The sequence below is a fragment of the Shewanella woodyi ATCC 51908 genome, assembly GCF_000019525.1.
Classification (GTDB): domain Bacteria; phylum Pseudomonadota; class Gammaproteobacteria; order Enterobacterales; family Shewanellaceae; genus Shewanella; species Shewanella woodyi.
The window spans coordinates 5141170-5155770 of the sequence record NC_010506.1 but is presented as its reverse complement, the minus strand read 5'-3'; the positions used below and the strand labels follow the sequence as shown (position 1 = coordinate 5155770).

The 14601-nt window shown below is 45.3% G+C and carries 14 protein-coding genes; 6 read left to right on the top strand and 8 right to left on the bottom strand.

The features are described 5' to 3' along the window. The first annotated feature begins 108 nt into the window (after nucleotides 1–108). The gene (locus tag SWOO_RS21815) at nucleotides 109–2298 is read left to right on the top strand and encodes an OmcA/MtrC family decaheme c-type cytochrome (protein ID WP_012326837.1); all 2190 of its coding nucleotides are present in this window, start codon (nucleotides 109–111) and stop codon (nucleotides 2296–2298) included. 100 nt (nucleotides 2299–2398) lie between these two features. Here the strand turns inward: SWOO_RS21815 and SWOO_RS21810 are convergent, their stop codons facing one another. Together SWOO_RS21810 and SWOO_RS21805 are read right to left on the bottom strand one after the other, a co-directional pair. After that, on the bottom strand, nucleotides 2399–3667 hold the full coding sequence (locus SWOO_RS21810) for a sensor histidine kinase (RefSeq protein ID WP_012326836.1): 1269 nt from the start codon (nucleotides 3665–3667) through the stop codon (nucleotides 2399–2401). Further along, nucleotides 3667–4353 (bottom strand): response regulator transcription factor, encoded by a 687-nt coding sequence (locus SWOO_RS21805; RefSeq protein WP_012326835.1) that lies wholly within the window; start codon nucleotides 4351–4353, stop codon nucleotides 3667–3669. The genes SWOO_RS21810 and SWOO_RS21805 overlap by 1 nt, the downstream gene beginning before the upstream one ends. 124 nt (nucleotides 4354–4477) lie before the next feature. On the opposite strand from SWOO_RS21805, the gene SWOO_RS21800 reads away from it, so the two are divergent. From SWOO_RS21800 to SWOO_RS21780, 5 genes are all read left to right on the top strand, one after another. Beyond that, nucleotides 4478–5497, top strand: a complete 1020-nt coding sequence (locus tag SWOO_RS21800) for a glycosyltransferase family 2 protein (protein ID WP_012326834.1) — start codon at nucleotides 4478–4480, stop codon at nucleotides 5495–5497. Then, entirely contained in the window at nucleotides 5494–6885 is a 1392-nt protein-coding gene (locus SWOO_RS21795) for an ArnT family glycosyltransferase (protein ID WP_012326833.1), read from the top strand. The genes SWOO_RS21800 and SWOO_RS21795 overlap by 4 nt, the downstream gene beginning before the upstream one ends. Continuing rightward, a complete protein-coding gene (locus SWOO_RS21790; protein ID WP_012326832.1) occupies nucleotides 6873–7301 on the top strand; it encodes a GtrA family protein in 429 nt (142 codons plus the stop codon). Before SWOO_RS21795 ends, SWOO_RS21790 begins: the two co-directional genes overlap by 13 nt. 137 nt (nucleotides 7302–7438) lie before the next feature. After that, nucleotides 7439–8113 carry an OmpA family protein gene (locus tag SWOO_RS21785; RefSeq protein ID WP_012326831.1) on the top strand — a complete coding sequence of 225 codons (675 nt, stop codon included), beginning with the start codon at nucleotides 7439–7441 and terminating at the stop codon, nucleotides 8111–8113. Nucleotides 8114–8334: 221 nt separating this feature from the next. Beyond that, nucleotides 8335–9123, top strand: a complete 789-nt coding sequence (locus SWOO_RS21780; RefSeq protein WP_012326830.1) for a molybdate ABC transporter substrate-binding protein — start codon at nucleotides 8335–8337, stop codon at nucleotides 9121–9123. 379 nt (nucleotides 9124–9502) lie between these two features. Here SWOO_RS21780 and mgtE read toward each other — a convergent pair whose 3' ends face one another. From mgtE to SWOO_RS21745, 6 genes are all read right to left on the bottom strand, one after another. Beyond that, on the bottom strand, nucleotides 9503–10867 hold the full coding sequence (mgtE, locus tag SWOO_RS21770; RefSeq protein WP_012326828.1) for a magnesium transporter: 1365 nt from the start codon (nucleotides 10865–10867) through the stop codon (nucleotides 9503–9505). Nucleotides 10868–10957: 90 nt separating this feature from the next. Then, nucleotides 10958–11233, bottom strand: a complete 276-nt coding sequence (locus SWOO_RS21765; protein ID WP_012326827.1) for an HPr family phosphocarrier protein — start codon at nucleotides 11231–11233, stop codon at nucleotides 10958–10960. After that, complete coding sequence (rapZ, locus tag SWOO_RS21760; protein WP_012326826.1) at nucleotides 11226–12068, bottom strand: RNase adapter RapZ; 843 nt, start codon at nucleotides 12066–12068, stop codon at nucleotides 11226–11228. The genes SWOO_RS21765 and rapZ overlap by 8 nt, the downstream gene beginning before the upstream one ends. Then, nucleotides 12065–12508 carry a PTS IIA-like nitrogen regulatory protein PtsN gene (gene ptsN / locus SWOO_RS21755; protein ID WP_012326825.1) on the bottom strand — a complete coding sequence of 148 codons (444 nt, stop codon included), beginning with the start codon at nucleotides 12506–12508 and terminating at the stop codon, nucleotides 12065–12067. Before ptsN ends, rapZ begins: the two co-directional genes overlap by 4 nt. Before the next feature lie 2 nt (nucleotides 12509–12510). Continuing rightward, nucleotides 12511–12798, bottom strand: a complete 288-nt coding sequence (gene hpf, locus SWOO_RS21750) for a ribosome hibernation promoting factor (protein WP_012326824.1) — start codon at nucleotides 12796–12798, stop codon at nucleotides 12511–12513. Nucleotides 12799–13006: 208 nt separating this feature from the next. Continuing rightward, nucleotides 13007–14488, bottom strand: a complete 1482-nt coding sequence (locus tag SWOO_RS21745; RefSeq protein ID WP_012326823.1) for an RNA polymerase factor sigma-54 — start codon at nucleotides 14486–14488, stop codon at nucleotides 13007–13009. Nucleotides 14489–14601: the final 113 nt, after the last annotated feature.

Genomic DNA, 14601 nt, shown 5'->3' with positions numbered 1-14601 from the left:
GTTGTTTGTTAAAAGTTTGACCGGCTTCAAATTAACCCTACCTCTTTTGGGGTATTTTTGAACTGTTCACTTTATTGAATTTGAACGACTCCACGGAGATGATGAGCAATGATAAAAACAAATAAGAAAAAAATATGGTTAGTACTCGCTGCAGCTATGACTATGGGTGTAGTGGGATGTTCGGGTGATGATGGAAAAGATGGTAGTGATGGTGAGAATGGCGGTAATGGCAATGATGGTGATGCGGGAACGTCCGGTTTACATATCGATATGGCCAATGAAGCGATTGCAACTATCACTAATGCGACATACGCAGAAGGCATAATCACGGTTGATTTTGATCTGGAAAATAAACAAGGAGTGGGATTATTTGGCCTAAGTGGGACCAATGAATACCATGACTTCCGTTTCTCTTTAGCTCAGCTTGAAACTGATACAGGCAGTGAACTAAAGCAGTGGATCTCTCTGTTAAATGAAACCACCAATGATACTGGCACGACGTTCGAGCAAGGCTTTGAAAAAATCAAAGACTGCAGTGAATGTTTAGTCGATAACAAAGATGGTACTTATACCTACAACTTTAAAACCAATCTCGTGTCAGCGACTGATGCGGCTGGGGTAGTATTTGATCCGGCGTTAACCCAAAGGATCGCGATAGAGATGCAGTTTGAGTATGCTTCTGGTCATGAGTTGGCGGAAAACGCTCATTATGATTGGATCCCTGCAACAAACTCAATTGAAGGGATAGAGAAGCGTGAGTTAGTGACGCTGGAAACCTGCTACACCTGTCATCAGCCAGATAGTTTAGAGGCTCATGGTGGTCGTCGTCTGGATCTTGAGAACTGTCAATCTTGCCATAATGGTATTGTGACTGACCCTAATGCTGTATCGGTTGAGTTAGGGCATATGGTGCATGCCATTCACATGGGGCCAGAGCGTGAAGGTAAAGACGCTGAGGGCAATGTTGTGAAGATGCCATACACCATAGCGGGTTATGGTGGCGATCACGCCTTTGATTATCCAGCTTTCCCGACTAAACCATTTATGGATTGTGCCGTGTGCCACGTTCAGGATGAGGCTTTAGCGGATAAAGATCTGTGGTTAGCGAATGCTAATGCCAACGCTTGTACTGGTTGTCACACTGACTCTCCGGCTCAACATAAGTCAGATAAGAACCCTGCACTTGTCTGTACTGATTGCCATAGCGCGGCGGTACATACAGACAGAGAGAAACCTTATCAAGCTGCCAAAGACTACAGTGTAGAAGTGAGTGATGTCACTATCAGTGCCGCTAATCTTATCGAATTTGAGATGAAGATTATGGATGCTGAAGGAGCACTGGTTTCTGAAGCTGAGGTTTACAAGCAGGGTTACAGCAAGCCATATATGGTAGTGAGCTGGGATGTTGAGAAAGACTACCCAGATTACAATCAAGCCTCTTATAGCAGCCGTCGTGTTGACATAAAAGATCCAACTAAGGCGACTTGGAATGCTGATAATACGGTTAGTGTTGCAGTGACGATTAACTTCCCAGTTGATATTGCCGCACGTTCACTTGAAGTGTTGCCAGTACTTAAGGTCTGTTTTGAAGAGGGTAGTGATAAGCGCACGGCATGTGATGCTGAAAATGCCTATCCAGCCTATGTGCAAACCCCGGCTTACCGTACTGTGCTAGGTGATAGTACCGCTGTTGTTGGTGAGCGTCGCTCGATTGTTGATAATGCATCTTGTCATGGCTGTCACAGCTATGAGTTCTACCATGACTCAAATGGTGTGAACTGTATTGCGTGTCATACCAATGATAAGAGCTTGAAAGGCAACGGCCAGGCTAGTAATGGTGTTGATCTGCTTAAATCTACCAGCTTTATGTACAAAGCTCATAAGGCAACTGGCCATGATAATGGCCACGGTGGAAGCGGCACTATACTTAAGACAGATTGTACAACTTGTCACTCTGCTACAGAGGGTTATGGTGGTCTGAAGTATGGCTTCGAGTTAGGCCGTAATGGTGGACAAGCTCATGCAGTCCCAAGTACTCAGAGTCCTGCTGTCGGTGAAGTGGTTGAAACTTGGTACGCCTCCTCTGATGCTGCTGCTTGTATGAGCTGTCACCAGAAGTACCTATCTGATGCCGCAATGTCTCATATCAGAAGTAATGGTGGTTACTTCGGCGCGAATAAAGATGCGGACCATATGGTTGATGTGAATGATGCAGCTAACGCAAAAGATGCCAAGGAAGCATGTGCTACTTGTCATAGCCCTGAGAAGATTATGGCGCACCACGGTCATACTCTTTAGTTAGGTTGACGTATTTAGCCAACTGGTTAAATACGTCTCTATTTTCCTGCAAAGCCAAAGGCACCTTACCCATGGGTATAGAGTGCCTTTTTTGCTTTTACTATAGATGGTTTTTAAAGTTTAAGCTTGCGATGCTGCCACTAGGCACTCGGGAAACTAAGCTGAACCTCCAGTTGTAACGTTGGCAAAGTGCGTCGACGATAAGCAGTCCCAATCCATGCCCCTCCTGTTTGTTTTGCTCGCTCACTTTTGATCCTTGATCTAGTACGCGGATCTCACTGTTATCTATCTCTACAGTGATTAAGCTAGGATCGCTGGCATTAATAGCGTTACTCAAAAGGTTGCTCAGTAACATGCGCATTACTGGCCTACTGGGCTGGATCTTAGGCTCAGCATTCACAACAAGTTTGACCGTTATTGATTTCGAATCGGCTAAAGGCTGAAGGTATTCGATGATCTGTTCTATCTCAGTTTGCTCAAATACCCGGTAGTTTGCATCCTCTGACTGCTCATGTTTTACCAGACTTAATAGCGCTTCAATTGTCTGATTCATATCGGTCGCGGCCTTGGCTATTCTCTCTCTTTGCCTGCAATGAAACTTGGCATCACCATCGAGTTCAAGCAACTTAGTTGCACCCTGAATGATGGTTAATGGGGTTCTTAATTCATGACTGGCATATTTGGCAAATGCTTGCTCTTGCCGAATAAGGAGTTCGTTTTCAGAGCGGTAATAGTTAAGGCTAGAGGCCAGCTCAGTAAACTCTGTGGCTGCATCATCAGGCACCGAAAAATGGGTTTTAGGATCGGTAGATTTGAGCTGCTGACTCAATTGGGTTACTGGCGTTATTAACCTGCGGGCAAGCTTAGTGATTGCGTAACCAAAGAGTACAAAAAGCACTAGCATAACGATGATCGAGACAAGATTGATATTGCGCCACTCAGTGGAGGAGAGCTCTACATGTTCGGCATCCATGATGAGCAGTAGCGGATAGCGTTTACCGTCATGGGTATATTCAGTGTGGTAAAAGAAGAGGTCTTCAAAGCCTGCGTCATGGATCTCGTCGAGAAACCCTAGTGGGTATTGAGTTAGGGCGTGGTATTTTTGAGGTAGATCTTCGATTCGGTTGTAAGCTTTAGTGCTGTTAGTGATGATAACCGGAGAGCTAGCTTGATGCTTAAATTGAACAATGGCTGTTTCGGCACTTTGTTGCAACGTTCTGCGATTTAGCTCATCTTCAAGCCAATACAATATGGCTTGGCTTAAGACGAAGAGAGTCGCCCCAATGATTATTGCAATAAAAGCAAAGTAGATACTGAGCTTACTCGTCATGGTGTTGACTGAGCTTTTTTTCCTCGGTGCTGTCGGCATCAGTTGCTCGTTAATTCAAGTTTAAACCCTATTTTAGGCACTGTGGTTAGTATCGGGCTATCAAAGGGTTTATCTAACTGGTTGCGCAGTTGATACATATGGCTACGTAGAATGTCATTACTTGGTGGTGTATCGCTCCATAAAGCCTCGATAAGTTCCTCTCGCTTCACGATATTGGGGGCCTTATGCATGAGATGGTGCAAGATTTGGTAGCAAGTTGGCGTGAGGGCGAGCTTTTTACCGCTACGGTAAACCTCATGCTTTGCGATATCGAGCTCTAGTGAGCCAAACTTAAGTACGCCTCGAGCGACTTTGCCATGATGCCTGTTAATTAAGGCGGTTACCCTAGCATTTAGTTCGTCCAAATCGAAGGGTTTGGCCAGATAGTCATCGGCGCCGCTGGCAAAGCCTTTTAGCAGATCTTGCTTATCATTGAGTGCTGTTAACATCAGCACTGGGGTGTTGCACCCCATATGCCTAAGTTGCTTAGCCACAGTTAATCCGTCCATCTTGGGCAACATCAGGTCTAAAATAATCAGATCAAAACTGCCTTCGAGTGCGAGTTTATAGCCGAGCTCACCGTTAGTAGCAAAATCGACCACGGCTCCTTTAGACTCAAAAAAGTCAGCCAGAATACCTGCGACATCGGGGTTATCTTCGACAATAAGTAGTTGTGTTAATGCCATCTGTTTCTCTGCTTAACGTTAGATACCAATTATTACATAGTTTTGTAGAAGAAATGTCGACGATAAGAAATTCACATCGCCAGCTGTATGTTCACCTCTGATTCAATTTTTGAAGGTGGTCAGCATGGCGCAGATAAAATCAATTAATCCAAGTGATGGTCAGATATGTCTTTCCATTATTATCCCTGTTTACAATGAGGCCGAGGTACTTCCCCCTCTTATTGCTCGTTTAAGTCGAGTGTTATCAAGTATTCCTGAGTCTGCTGAGATTGTGTTCATCGATGATGGAAGTTGTGATAACACTTGGGAGTTACTGCAACAGCTACCCGTTAACTCCTGTGAACATCAGTGTATCCGTTTAAGTCGAAACTTTGGCAAAGAGGCGGCGATGACTGCTGGGTTAGAGCAAGCCAGAGGATTAGCTGTGATCTTGCTTGATGCGGATCTTCAAGATCCTCCTGAGTTGATCCCACAGATGCTTGAAGCATGGCGCTCAGGCTTTGATGTGGTCAATATGAAACGGAAAAAGCGTTTGGGTGAGTCTTGGTTTAAGCGTTTTTCTGCCGCCGCTTTCTATCGGATCATTAATGGGATGGCGGAGTCTCCAGTTCCTGAAAATGTAGGGGACTTTCGATTGCTCAGTCGTCAGGTTGTGGACTGCATTAACTCCCTGCCAGAAAGAAATCGATTTATGAAAGGGATATTGAGTTGGCCAGGTTTTTCTCAAACGGAGATATTGTTCGATCGTGATCCTCGTTATTTGGGAGAGACGAAATGGAACTACAGTAAACTCGTCGGATTGGCGATGGATGGCATCACCTCTTTTAGTATTAAGCCTCTGCGTTTGGCCACTTGGGCTGGAATACTCACCGCGCTATCGGCATTCACCTATGGTGGCTGGGTACTTTTAAAGACGATGTTATGGGGAGAGACCGTGGTGGGCTATCCCTCATTGATGATTGTTCAGGTGGCGCTAGCTGGTGTTCAGCTACTGGCTTTGGGATTGATTGGTGAGTACTTAGGCAGGGTGTTTATGGAAGTAAAACAGAGGCCTATCTATCTTATCAGCGAGGTGGAGCACAAAGGTAGCCGAAGCCAAAATGAGGCGGGAGATAAGGTCCGTTATCTGGAGTCTATGGGATGATTAGTCAGCGTTCATTATCATTAACTCACTGCTCTTTTGTTGTCTTGTTGATAATTTTGTGTGTGCGTTTGATATCACTCTCTCTCTATCCTCTGATGGATACGACTGAGGCAAGGTATGGCGAAATGGCCAGATTGATGGTGGATACAGGCAACTGGCTGACCCCTCAGTTTGATTACGGGGTGCCCTTTTGGGGCAAGCCACCGCTGCATACTTGGATGAGTGCGGTGGGAATTAAACTCCTTGGTGTTTCAGAGTTTTCGGTGCGCCTCCCTCACTGGTTGGCCGCTGTGGCGGTATTGATTTTGGTCAGTTATCTTGCCAAGAGGGTTCAGGTATCGGCCTTGCAACTGGCTATTTTGCTGACCACAACAATCGTGTTCTATGTCAGCGCTGGCTCAGTGATGACGGATATGGCCCTGACCTTAGGCATGACTCTAGCTATGGTTGGCTTTTACCTGTGCTGGCATGGAAAATACCTGTGGGGATATTTGGGCTTTGTAGGGTTAGCCATAGGTCTGCTGGCAAAAGGACCTGTTGTGCTGGTTTTGATGGTGCTAGCTGTGGGACCTTGGCTGATTTGGCAATATGGTCTGATTAAACCATGGAGATTACTCTATACCAAGGTGCCACTATTGAGCGGCTTCTCTCTCCTATTGTTGCTCAGCTTGCCTTGGTTTCTACTGGCTGAGCAAGCAACTCCAGGCTTTTTGCACTACTTCATTGTCGGAGAGCATTGGTTAAGGTTTGTTGATAGTGGTTGGCAGGGAGACCTTTATGGCTCTGCTCATGATGAGGTGAGAGGGACTATCTGGTTATTTTTTGCTGTATCGGCGTTGCCATGGTCCCTGTTTATTCCTAGAGCGCTATGGCGCCTTTGGCGAAGGGAAAGGGGCTTTGATGAAGCGACTAAGTTCTTTATCTGCTGGATGTTATCACCACTTATCCTGTTTACCTTTGCTGGCAATATTTTACCCGCCTATGTGTTACCTGGGATCCCCGGTATGGGGCTGTTACTGGTTTATGCATGGCGCGGTGAGACAATACCTAAACTGCAAGCCATAGCGCTTGGCGTCAGTGGCTTGCTACTTTTAGCCGTCATTATACTGAATTTAGGCCCAGCAAAAGAGAAGAGTGATAAGTGGTTGCTGGCGCAAAGAGCACAGGACATTGCCACCTATTACTGGCTTAATAGCCGTTTCTCATCTCGTTTTTACAGTCAGGGTAAAGCTGAACTATTACAAGGGGAACAGGAGCTGGATCAAGTTATGAAAGTTCCTCTCTATGTCATAGTTAGTCGTGAGCACTTGCATGATTTAACGCTGTTTTCTGAGTGCATAACAGCTGCAGAAACCACTGAAAAGAGTCTACTACTATGTGGCAAGTAGGTGGGCTTGTTGTCAGAGTTAAAGGGGCGTTCACTTTGACTCAACTGAAGTTTTTATTGGTGGGAGGAGGAAGTTTTGTTGTCGATATATTACTGTTTCTCTATCTTTCCCAAGTGCTTCATTGGCCAATTTCCCACGCAAGATTGATGGCATTTTGTGTCGCTCTACTGCTCACTTGGATAGGGAATCGGTTATTTACCTTCTCCCATCGCAAGAGGCGACCAATCGGCACACAAGTTTTGATGGCGGCTCTGCTTGCATGCTGTGCAGCTTGCGTTAATCTCAGCGTGTTTTATCTATTGAGTGAATTGAGAGAGCCAAGTGGACTCACCGGTCCCGTTTATCTGGCGTTAGGTGTATTGTCAGGGCTGGTTGTGAACTGGCTGGGATCTAACCTTTTGGTGTTTCGCCATTAACTGACTTATGTATGAGTTATTACTGGAAATAGTGTCTTGATATGAGACAATGCTCGCTTAATTTTTTTAGTCATAGAGCGCTGTCTCTGTGTCTATGAATGTTTTTGAGAATCTACATAAACAGGCTTGGAGTAAAGATGCAGAGTTTGAAGAAGTTTTTTGCAGTAAAAGCAGTACTAGCTTGTTCATTGGTAGCGTTAACTGGTTGCCAAACGACGAACCCTTATACCAATGAATCACAAAATGCTAAGGCAACAAATGGTGCCATTATAGGTGCTATTGCGGGTGCTGCGATTGGTGTTGCATCATCGAGTAAGAGTGATCGAGGTAAAGGTGCGTTAATTGGTGCTGCTTCTGGAGCTGCACTAGGTGGCGGTATCGGTTACTACATGGATACTCAGGAAGCAGAGCTAAGAAAGCAGCTACAATCGACTGGTGTGAGTGTGACTCGCAGTGGCGACAATATTATCTTAAATATGCCTAATGAAGTTACCTTTGGGGTTGATGAGACACACTTGAGTGCGGGTGCTAAGAGAGTACTAAACAGTGTGGCATTAGTGGCGAAAGAGTATGACAAGACGCGTTTGAATGTGCTTGGCTTCACCGATAGCTCAGGCTCTGAATCTTATAACTTACGGCTCTCTAAAGTACGTGCTGTTGAGGTTGCTGATTACCTTGTTTCTCAGAAAGTTGAGTATGTCAGAGTGAAATCTGATGGTATGGGTGAAGAGAGACCGATTGCATCAAATGCCACTAAAGAGGGACGTGCGGAGAATCGCCGTGTTGAAATTATTTTGAGCCCACTCTCTTAATTTCATCTTATATTGGTCGGTATTATCCTTGTCTATAAATGGCTTCCTTTCGGAGGCCATTTTTGTTTTTGATATGAATAAACTTAGACAATTTGTCCAGCTAAGCCTTGAAACGTAAGACTCATGTCTCAAGTGTTATAAACATCATTTTATGCCTATTGAGACTGAGTGTGAGCTATGGCTTGATAGGCCCTATAGGTTTATTTTGCTGGAATAATAAGATGAAAAAGTGGATAGCTGTCGCGGTATTAACTCTGCCATTTATGGCCAATTCAACGCCGTTAGAGCTCAGAGCTGCTGGTAGTTTAAAGGCGGCAATGGCAGAGATAGTGAGTGAATATCAACAGCTGGAGAGTGAGACTGTTAATGCTGAGTTTGCCCCATCTGGACTCTTGCGTAAACGTATCGAAGAAGGGGAGAGAGTCGATCTATTTGCTTCAGCTAATATGAAGCATCCTCAAACGTTACATGCATCGGATAAAAGTGGTTCTGTGGTTATGTTTGCGCGCAACAAGCTATGTGCCATTGCACAGCCAGAAGTCGATGTTGCGAGTGATTCATTGCTAGAGAAGATGTTGCAAGATTCAATCAAGGTGGGGATCTCCACCCCTAAAGCGGATCCCGCTGGTGATTATGCTTGGGCCTTATTTGGTAGAGCCGATAAAGTACAACTTGGGGCGACACAGAAGCTGGAGCATAAGGCGATAAAGTTAACTGGTGGTGCAAACACAGCGGTAGCGCCTAAGGGGAGAAACCCCTATGGCTGGGTAATGGAAAATAGACGTGCCGATATTTTTTTAACTTACTGCACCAATGCTGTGCTGGCACAAAAGGAGCTACCTACCTTGCAGATCGTACAGATCCCACAAGCGCTATCTGTTGGGGCTAACTATGGTTTAACTATCCTAGAGGGAGCCAACGTGAACTCCACTGAATTTGCCATGTTTATTCTGTCTCAACCGGGGCAAAATATTTTGGCTAAATATGGCTTCGATGCGCCACTGCGCTAGTTACTGATTGGTATTGCTGCTTAGCATAAGGGAGCCAATGGCTCCCTTTTTCTCTGCGAAGTATTATACCAATCAGTATAAAGATTTGATCGCTCAGCGAGAGTTTAGCGGTTCTGAGGCAAGGTCCTTAATTGTTCCTGCATTAATGACATTCACCACATCCATGTGGCTTGCAACGAGTGAAGAGCATAGTTATTCTACGGTTAAGCTCGTTAACGCAGGATCAGCACCGCTAAAACTCGCCTGTAAGGAGTGTTTTTGGCTGTCTACTTCTTCGTTGAATGAACTCACAAGGGAACAACCATTCCATCATCCATTCGCCTTGAATTAGTTTGCCAAAAGACACTCTGAGTAGATCAACTTCTTATACTGACTGGTATTAGTTCAGTAGGAAGAATGTCGCGAGCCCGAGAAAGGCAAATAGGCCGATGACGTCTGTGACAGTGGTAAGTACCATACCGCCAGCTAGTGCTGGGTCAATATTCATTCTCTTCAGTAGTAATGGGATACAGGCACCCGCGAGGCCAGCTACTGTCATATTGATCAACATGGCCCCTCCAATGAGTCCACCTAATGCGAGATCGCCTTTCCAGAGCCAGATGGCTGCAAAGACGAGCACAGACCAAAGCAGTCCATTAAGGAAGCCGATGGCCAGCTCTTTACCTATTAGCCAGCGGGAGTTACTTTGTCCTATCTGGCCAAGTGCGATGCCACGTATCACAAGCGCTAAGGTTTGATTTCCAGCTACGCCACCCATGCTGGGAACAATAGTCATCAAAATCGCTATGGTGGCAAACTGCTCTAAAGTGCCTTCAAACATGTTACTGACAGAAGCCGCTAGTAGGGCTGCAAACAGATTGATGGTTAGCCAAAGGGAGCGTTGAAGAGTACTCTTTAGCACTGGACCAAAGGTGTCGGCATCATCATCCATACCTGCCATCCCCATCATGGAGTGCTCGGCATTTTCTCGAATAACGTCGACAACATCATCGATGGTGATACGGCCAAGGAGCTGGTTATCTTCACCGATAACTGGTGCTGAAATCCAATCGTGTCGTTCGAAAAGCTGCGCAACTTCATTATCTGACATGCCGACCGGAATACCCTCCAGTTCAGCATCCATAATATCTCGTATCGATGAGTTAGGATCGCAGGTCAGTAGGTCGGCTATCTCGACGCCGCCGAGTAAGCGGTCGTGTTTATCGACCACATACAGAGTATCTGTGGCTTCCGGAAGCTTACCTCGTATTCTTAAGTAACGCAGGATAACATCGATATTTACGTCGGGACGTAGGGTGACGGTATCGGTATTCATGATACTGCCTGCGGTGTCATCGGGGTAGGCTAGGGCTTGTTCGACTCTAGCTCTATCTTGACTTCGCATGGAGTGAAGCACTTGCTTAAATACACTATCAGGTAGGCTTCTCAATATATAAGCGAGGTCATCGGTGTCCATCCCTTCAGCCGCTTTTGCAACGCGCTCAGGGCTCATCTGTTTGATGAGATTATCTTTAAGCTCTTCACCAAGTTCATCGAGGATCTCACCGGTTTGATCCTGATCGATCAGTTGCCATAAAACCTGACGGGTTCTAGGTGGGGATGACTCTAATATAAAGGCGATATCAGAGGCTGCCATATCATGGAGCATATTTCTGACATGAACAAACATGCCACTGCTAAGGGCTTGTGTTAACTGGTTTAACCGCTGATCGGTAAGCTCATTATCTAATACTTCAATTGGCATAACAGGCCCCCTATGAAGCTGTCTGTATTTTGGGTTAAATACAGACCACGGTGTTGATAAGAAATATCTGGGATAGCTTAGTGGTAAGGTTTAACTTGCTTCATCAAATTTTGCATCAACTAGAGCGCAGATGGCATCTAGTGCTGCAGAGGCATCTTGGCCCTCACCGAGCAGGGTAATGGTTTTCCCTATTCCGGTTTCCAGCATCAACAAGCCCAGCACACTCGCTGCAGAAGCTTGTTTCTCCCCTTGTACAATCGTGACTTTAGCGTCGAATTCCGATGCTAGAACGGCTAGTTTAGTCGCGGCGCGGGCGTGGAGTCCAAGCTTATTACATATGGTAACTTGGCGTTCTAATTTAGTCATTGCTTAATTCGCGATGGCGAGCCTGTACTGTGTGTTTGCTTTGACTAAACAGCTTAGCAAGCTGCTCTGTGACATAGACAGATCTGTGTTGCCCACCAGTGCAACCTATAGCGATTGTTAGATAGCTACGGTTATTGCGCTCAAGGTGCGGTAGCCAGGTCTCTAACAAGTTCTCTATTTGCCAGATAAACTTATTGACAGTGGGTTGCTGACTAAGGAAAAGCTGAACGGGTTCATCCAAGCCTGTCATCGGCCTAAGCTCTGGCTCCCAATGAGGATTTGGTAAGAACCTAACATCAAACATAAAATCTGCCTCTGCTGGCATGCCATGTTTGAAACCGAAAGATTCGAAGTTAATGACTAGCTCTTTATCTACACTACCTAATAATATCTCTCTGACCTGATTACTAAGATCGTAAATATTGAGATTAGAGGTGTCGATATAGTGATCAACGAGTTTAGAGACTGGCTCTAGCAGTATCCGCTCATGATCTATCGCTTCTTTAAGTGAAGTTTTACTTCTCGAAAGAGGGTGGAGACGACGGGTTTCGCTGTAACGCTTGAGGAGAACTTCGTCGCTTGAATTTAGGAAAAAGCTTAGTAGCTCAGTCCCTTCAGGTAGGTTTGAAAGCTGTTTATCTAGTTCTGTCTCATGCATATTACGGACATCAACACTGATAGCAACAAGCTCTGTGCTATCTTTGAGTTGTTCCAATAGCGTATCCATAAGAGGCAGAGGAAGATTGTCGACACAATAGTATCCGAGATCCTCTAAAACCCTGAGGGCGACAGATTTTCCTGATCCGGAACGACCGGATACCATAACCAGTTTCATTGGGTGATCACCTGATAAAGTTCTGACTCGTCTTGTGTTTTTCGTAACTGCTTTAAAATTAGCTTGTCATTAAGCTTCTCTGCCATCGCCGACAGGGTGCTTAAGTGCTGTTCACATTGATCAGCTGGAACTAATAGTGCAAATAGTATATCGACCGGCTGTTTATCAATTGAGTCGAAAGAGATAGGCTCTTCGCACTTAATGAGTACCGCAACGGGCTGACTAATATTGGTTAACCTTCCATGTGGAATCGCTATACCGTTACCTATACCTGTGCTGCCCATTTTCTCTCTAGCTAAAAGACTTTCAAAAATCTCTTGAGAGGAAAGGCTTGGGTACTGGACAGCGGCAAGATCGCTGATAAGTTCCAGTACCTTTTTCTTACTGCCCGGAGTGGCGCAAGTTGTGCACTCCGGCTGCAGGATGGTGCTTAATTCCATCGTTAGTGTTTTGTTTGCTTCTCTTTATGTTTAATTACCTGACGGTCGAGCTTGTCAATCAGGGAGTCTATTGCTGCATACATATCCGCATGTTGTGACGCGGCGAAAACCTCACCTCCAGCAAGATGGAGTTTGGCTTCTGCTTTCTGCTGCATTTTTTGAACATTCAAAATAACGTGCACATTATTGATCTGATCGAAATGTCGTTCAAGCTTTGAAAACTTTTCTTCAATATATTGGCGTAGCGATGTGGTAATTTCGATGTGATGACCTGTTACGTTTATTTGCATAGAGATACTCCTTCAGATTCGTTTGTGTTAAAAACGCGCTCGCTGATTTGAGGTTTACACTGCATTTAAATATTCAAGCTACTTCGAAACACCGCATCCTGTGTGGATATATATCCAGCTCACTTCTATATTCAGGATCTAGCATGTCGTGAACTTACAGACTTTACGTCACAATGACCAACCTCAATATATTCACTTTTCAAATATCTTATAAACTCTTTCTTTGATTCGATGGCGGGATCAACATGGCCTCACGGTACTTGGCTATGGTTCGTCTCGCCACCTTAATGCCCTGCTCTGCAAGAAGAAGGGCCATCTTGCTATCACTGAGAGGCTTTTGTTGGTTCTCTGCCGCCACTAACTTTTTAATGAAGGCGCGGATAGCTGTTGATGAACACTCACCGCCATCGTCGGTACCCACATGGCTGGAGAAGAAATATTTCAGCTCAAATATGCCTCTTGGGGTATGCATATATTTTTGGGTTGTGACACGGGAGATGGTCGATTCATGCATCTCAACTTCTTCAGCTATGTCATTTAGCACCATAGGTTTCATCGCCTCTTCACCATATTCGAAGAAGCCTTGTTGAAACTTGACGATGCAATTTGAGACCTTTAAAAGAGTATCGTTACGACTCTCTAAGCTCTTGATAAACCACTTAGCTTCCTGCAAATGCCCACGGATAAATTGACTGTCAGCTTGGTTTTTCGTGCTGCGAGCCATGGAAGCGTAATGCTGATTCACATTAATTTTTGGCATGTAGTCTGGGTTGAGTTCAACAATCCAGCGCCCTTTCTTTTTAATCACAGTGACATCTGGAATAACATACTCATCCCGACTTGGGTTGATGGCCAGTCCAGGACGTGGATTTAGGGTTTGAATCAGTTCAATGGCTTGCCTTAAATCATCCTCTTTAAGTTTGGTTTTACGCATTAAGAGGCGGAAGTCACGGCCTGCAATTAGATCAAGGTGCTCTTTAATCAGTAATCGGGCATTGTCGATATGAGGTGTTGTGTTGGCATATTGAGCTAGCTGTATAAACAGGCATTCACTGAGGTCACGGGCTGCAACACCGATAGGATCAAAGTGCTGAACACGCTTAAGCACCGCTTCAACTTCATCGAGCTCTATCTCAGGATCGCCCATGGCTTCTAAGATATCATCGGTACTTTGCGTGAGGTAGCCACGCTCATCGATCGCATCAATAATGGCTGTCGCGATGGCTAAGTCATTATCAGAAAATGGGGTTAAGTTTTTTTGCCACTCTAGGTGCTCATATAGACCTTCACAGGTTTCGCCTTGGAAGGGAAGGTCATCATCTCGCATCGCGCCAGAGCTTGAGTTTGGTGTTGCGGTGTAGACCTCATCCCAAGTGGTGTCGACAGGAAGGTCTTCAGGCATGGAATCTTGATTCAGTGCGTCGGATGTTTCTAGTGACGAGCTGTCTTTATCGGCCTCTTTCTCGACAGAAGCACTGAAGTCTGTTTCGCTGTTGTTTTTGACATCGCTATTGTCAGCGTTAGCATCAACTTGCTCTTCGTCCAACTCCAGTAATGGATTGGAATCTAATGCTTGTTGGATCTCCTGTTGCAGTTCCAGTGACGACAGCTGCAGCAGACGTATCGCCTGTTGAAGCTGGGGAGTCATGGTTAAGTGCTGACCCATTTTGAGCTGGAGTGACGCTTTCATGTACTGCTATTCCCTACTTTGTACTTATAAAATGAGAAAGCCTGTTGGAGCTATTTGGGGAGTCTTTGCTCCCTCAATTGACTTCATAAGAATGAATCATAACGATGCTGTAG

Coding starts and splice junctions, on each gene's coding strand:
- SWOO_RS21815 (WP_012326837.1), top strand. CDS start 109: ATGATAAAAACAAATAAGAAAAAAATATGGTTAGTACTCGCTGCAGCT.
- SWOO_RS21780 (WP_012326830.1), top strand. CDS start 8,335: ATGAAAAAGTGGATAGCTGTCGCGGTATTAACTCTGCCATTTATGGCC.
- SWOO_RS21790 (WP_012326832.1), top strand. CDS start 6,873: ATGTGGCAAGTAGGTGGGCTTGTTGTCAGAGTTAAAGGGGCGTTCACT.
- SWOO_RS21800 (WP_012326834.1), top strand. CDS start 4,478: ATGGCGCAGATAAAATCAATTAATCCAAGTGATGGTCAGATATGTCTT.
- rapZ (WP_012326826.1), bottom strand. CDS start 12,068: ATGAAACTGGTTATGGTATCCGGTCGTTCCGGATCAGGAAAATCTGTC.
- ptsN (WP_012326825.1), bottom strand. CDS start 12,508: ATGGAATTAAGCACCATCCTGCAGCCGGAGTGCACAACTTGCGCCACT.
- SWOO_RS21785 (WP_012326831.1), top strand. CDS start 7,439: ATGCAGAGTTTGAAGAAGTTTTTTGCAGTAAAAGCAGTACTAGCTTGT.
- SWOO_RS21810 (WP_012326836.1), bottom strand. CDS start 3,667: ATGCCGACAGCACCGAGGAAAAAAAGCTCAGTCAACACCATGACGAGT.
- SWOO_RS21745 (WP_012326823.1), bottom strand. CDS start 14,488: ATGAAAGCGTCACTCCAGCTCAAAATGGGTCAGCACTTAACCATGACT.
- SWOO_RS21805 (WP_012326835.1), bottom strand. CDS start 4,353: ATGGCATTAACACAACTACTTATTGTCGAAGATAACCCCGATGTCGCA.
- mgtE (WP_012326828.1), bottom strand. CDS start 10,867: ATGCCAATTGAAGTATTAGATAATGAGCTTACCGATCAGCGGTTAAAC.
- hpf (WP_012326824.1), bottom strand. CDS start 12,798: ATGCAAATAAACGTAACAGGTCATCACATCGAAATTACCACATCGCTA.
- SWOO_RS21795 (WP_012326833.1), top strand. CDS start 5,494: ATGATTAGTCAGCGTTCATTATCATTAACTCACTGCTCTTTTGTTGTC.
- SWOO_RS21765 (WP_012326827.1), bottom strand. CDS start 11,233: ATGACTAAATTAGAACGCCAAGTTACCATATGTAATAAGCTTGGACTC.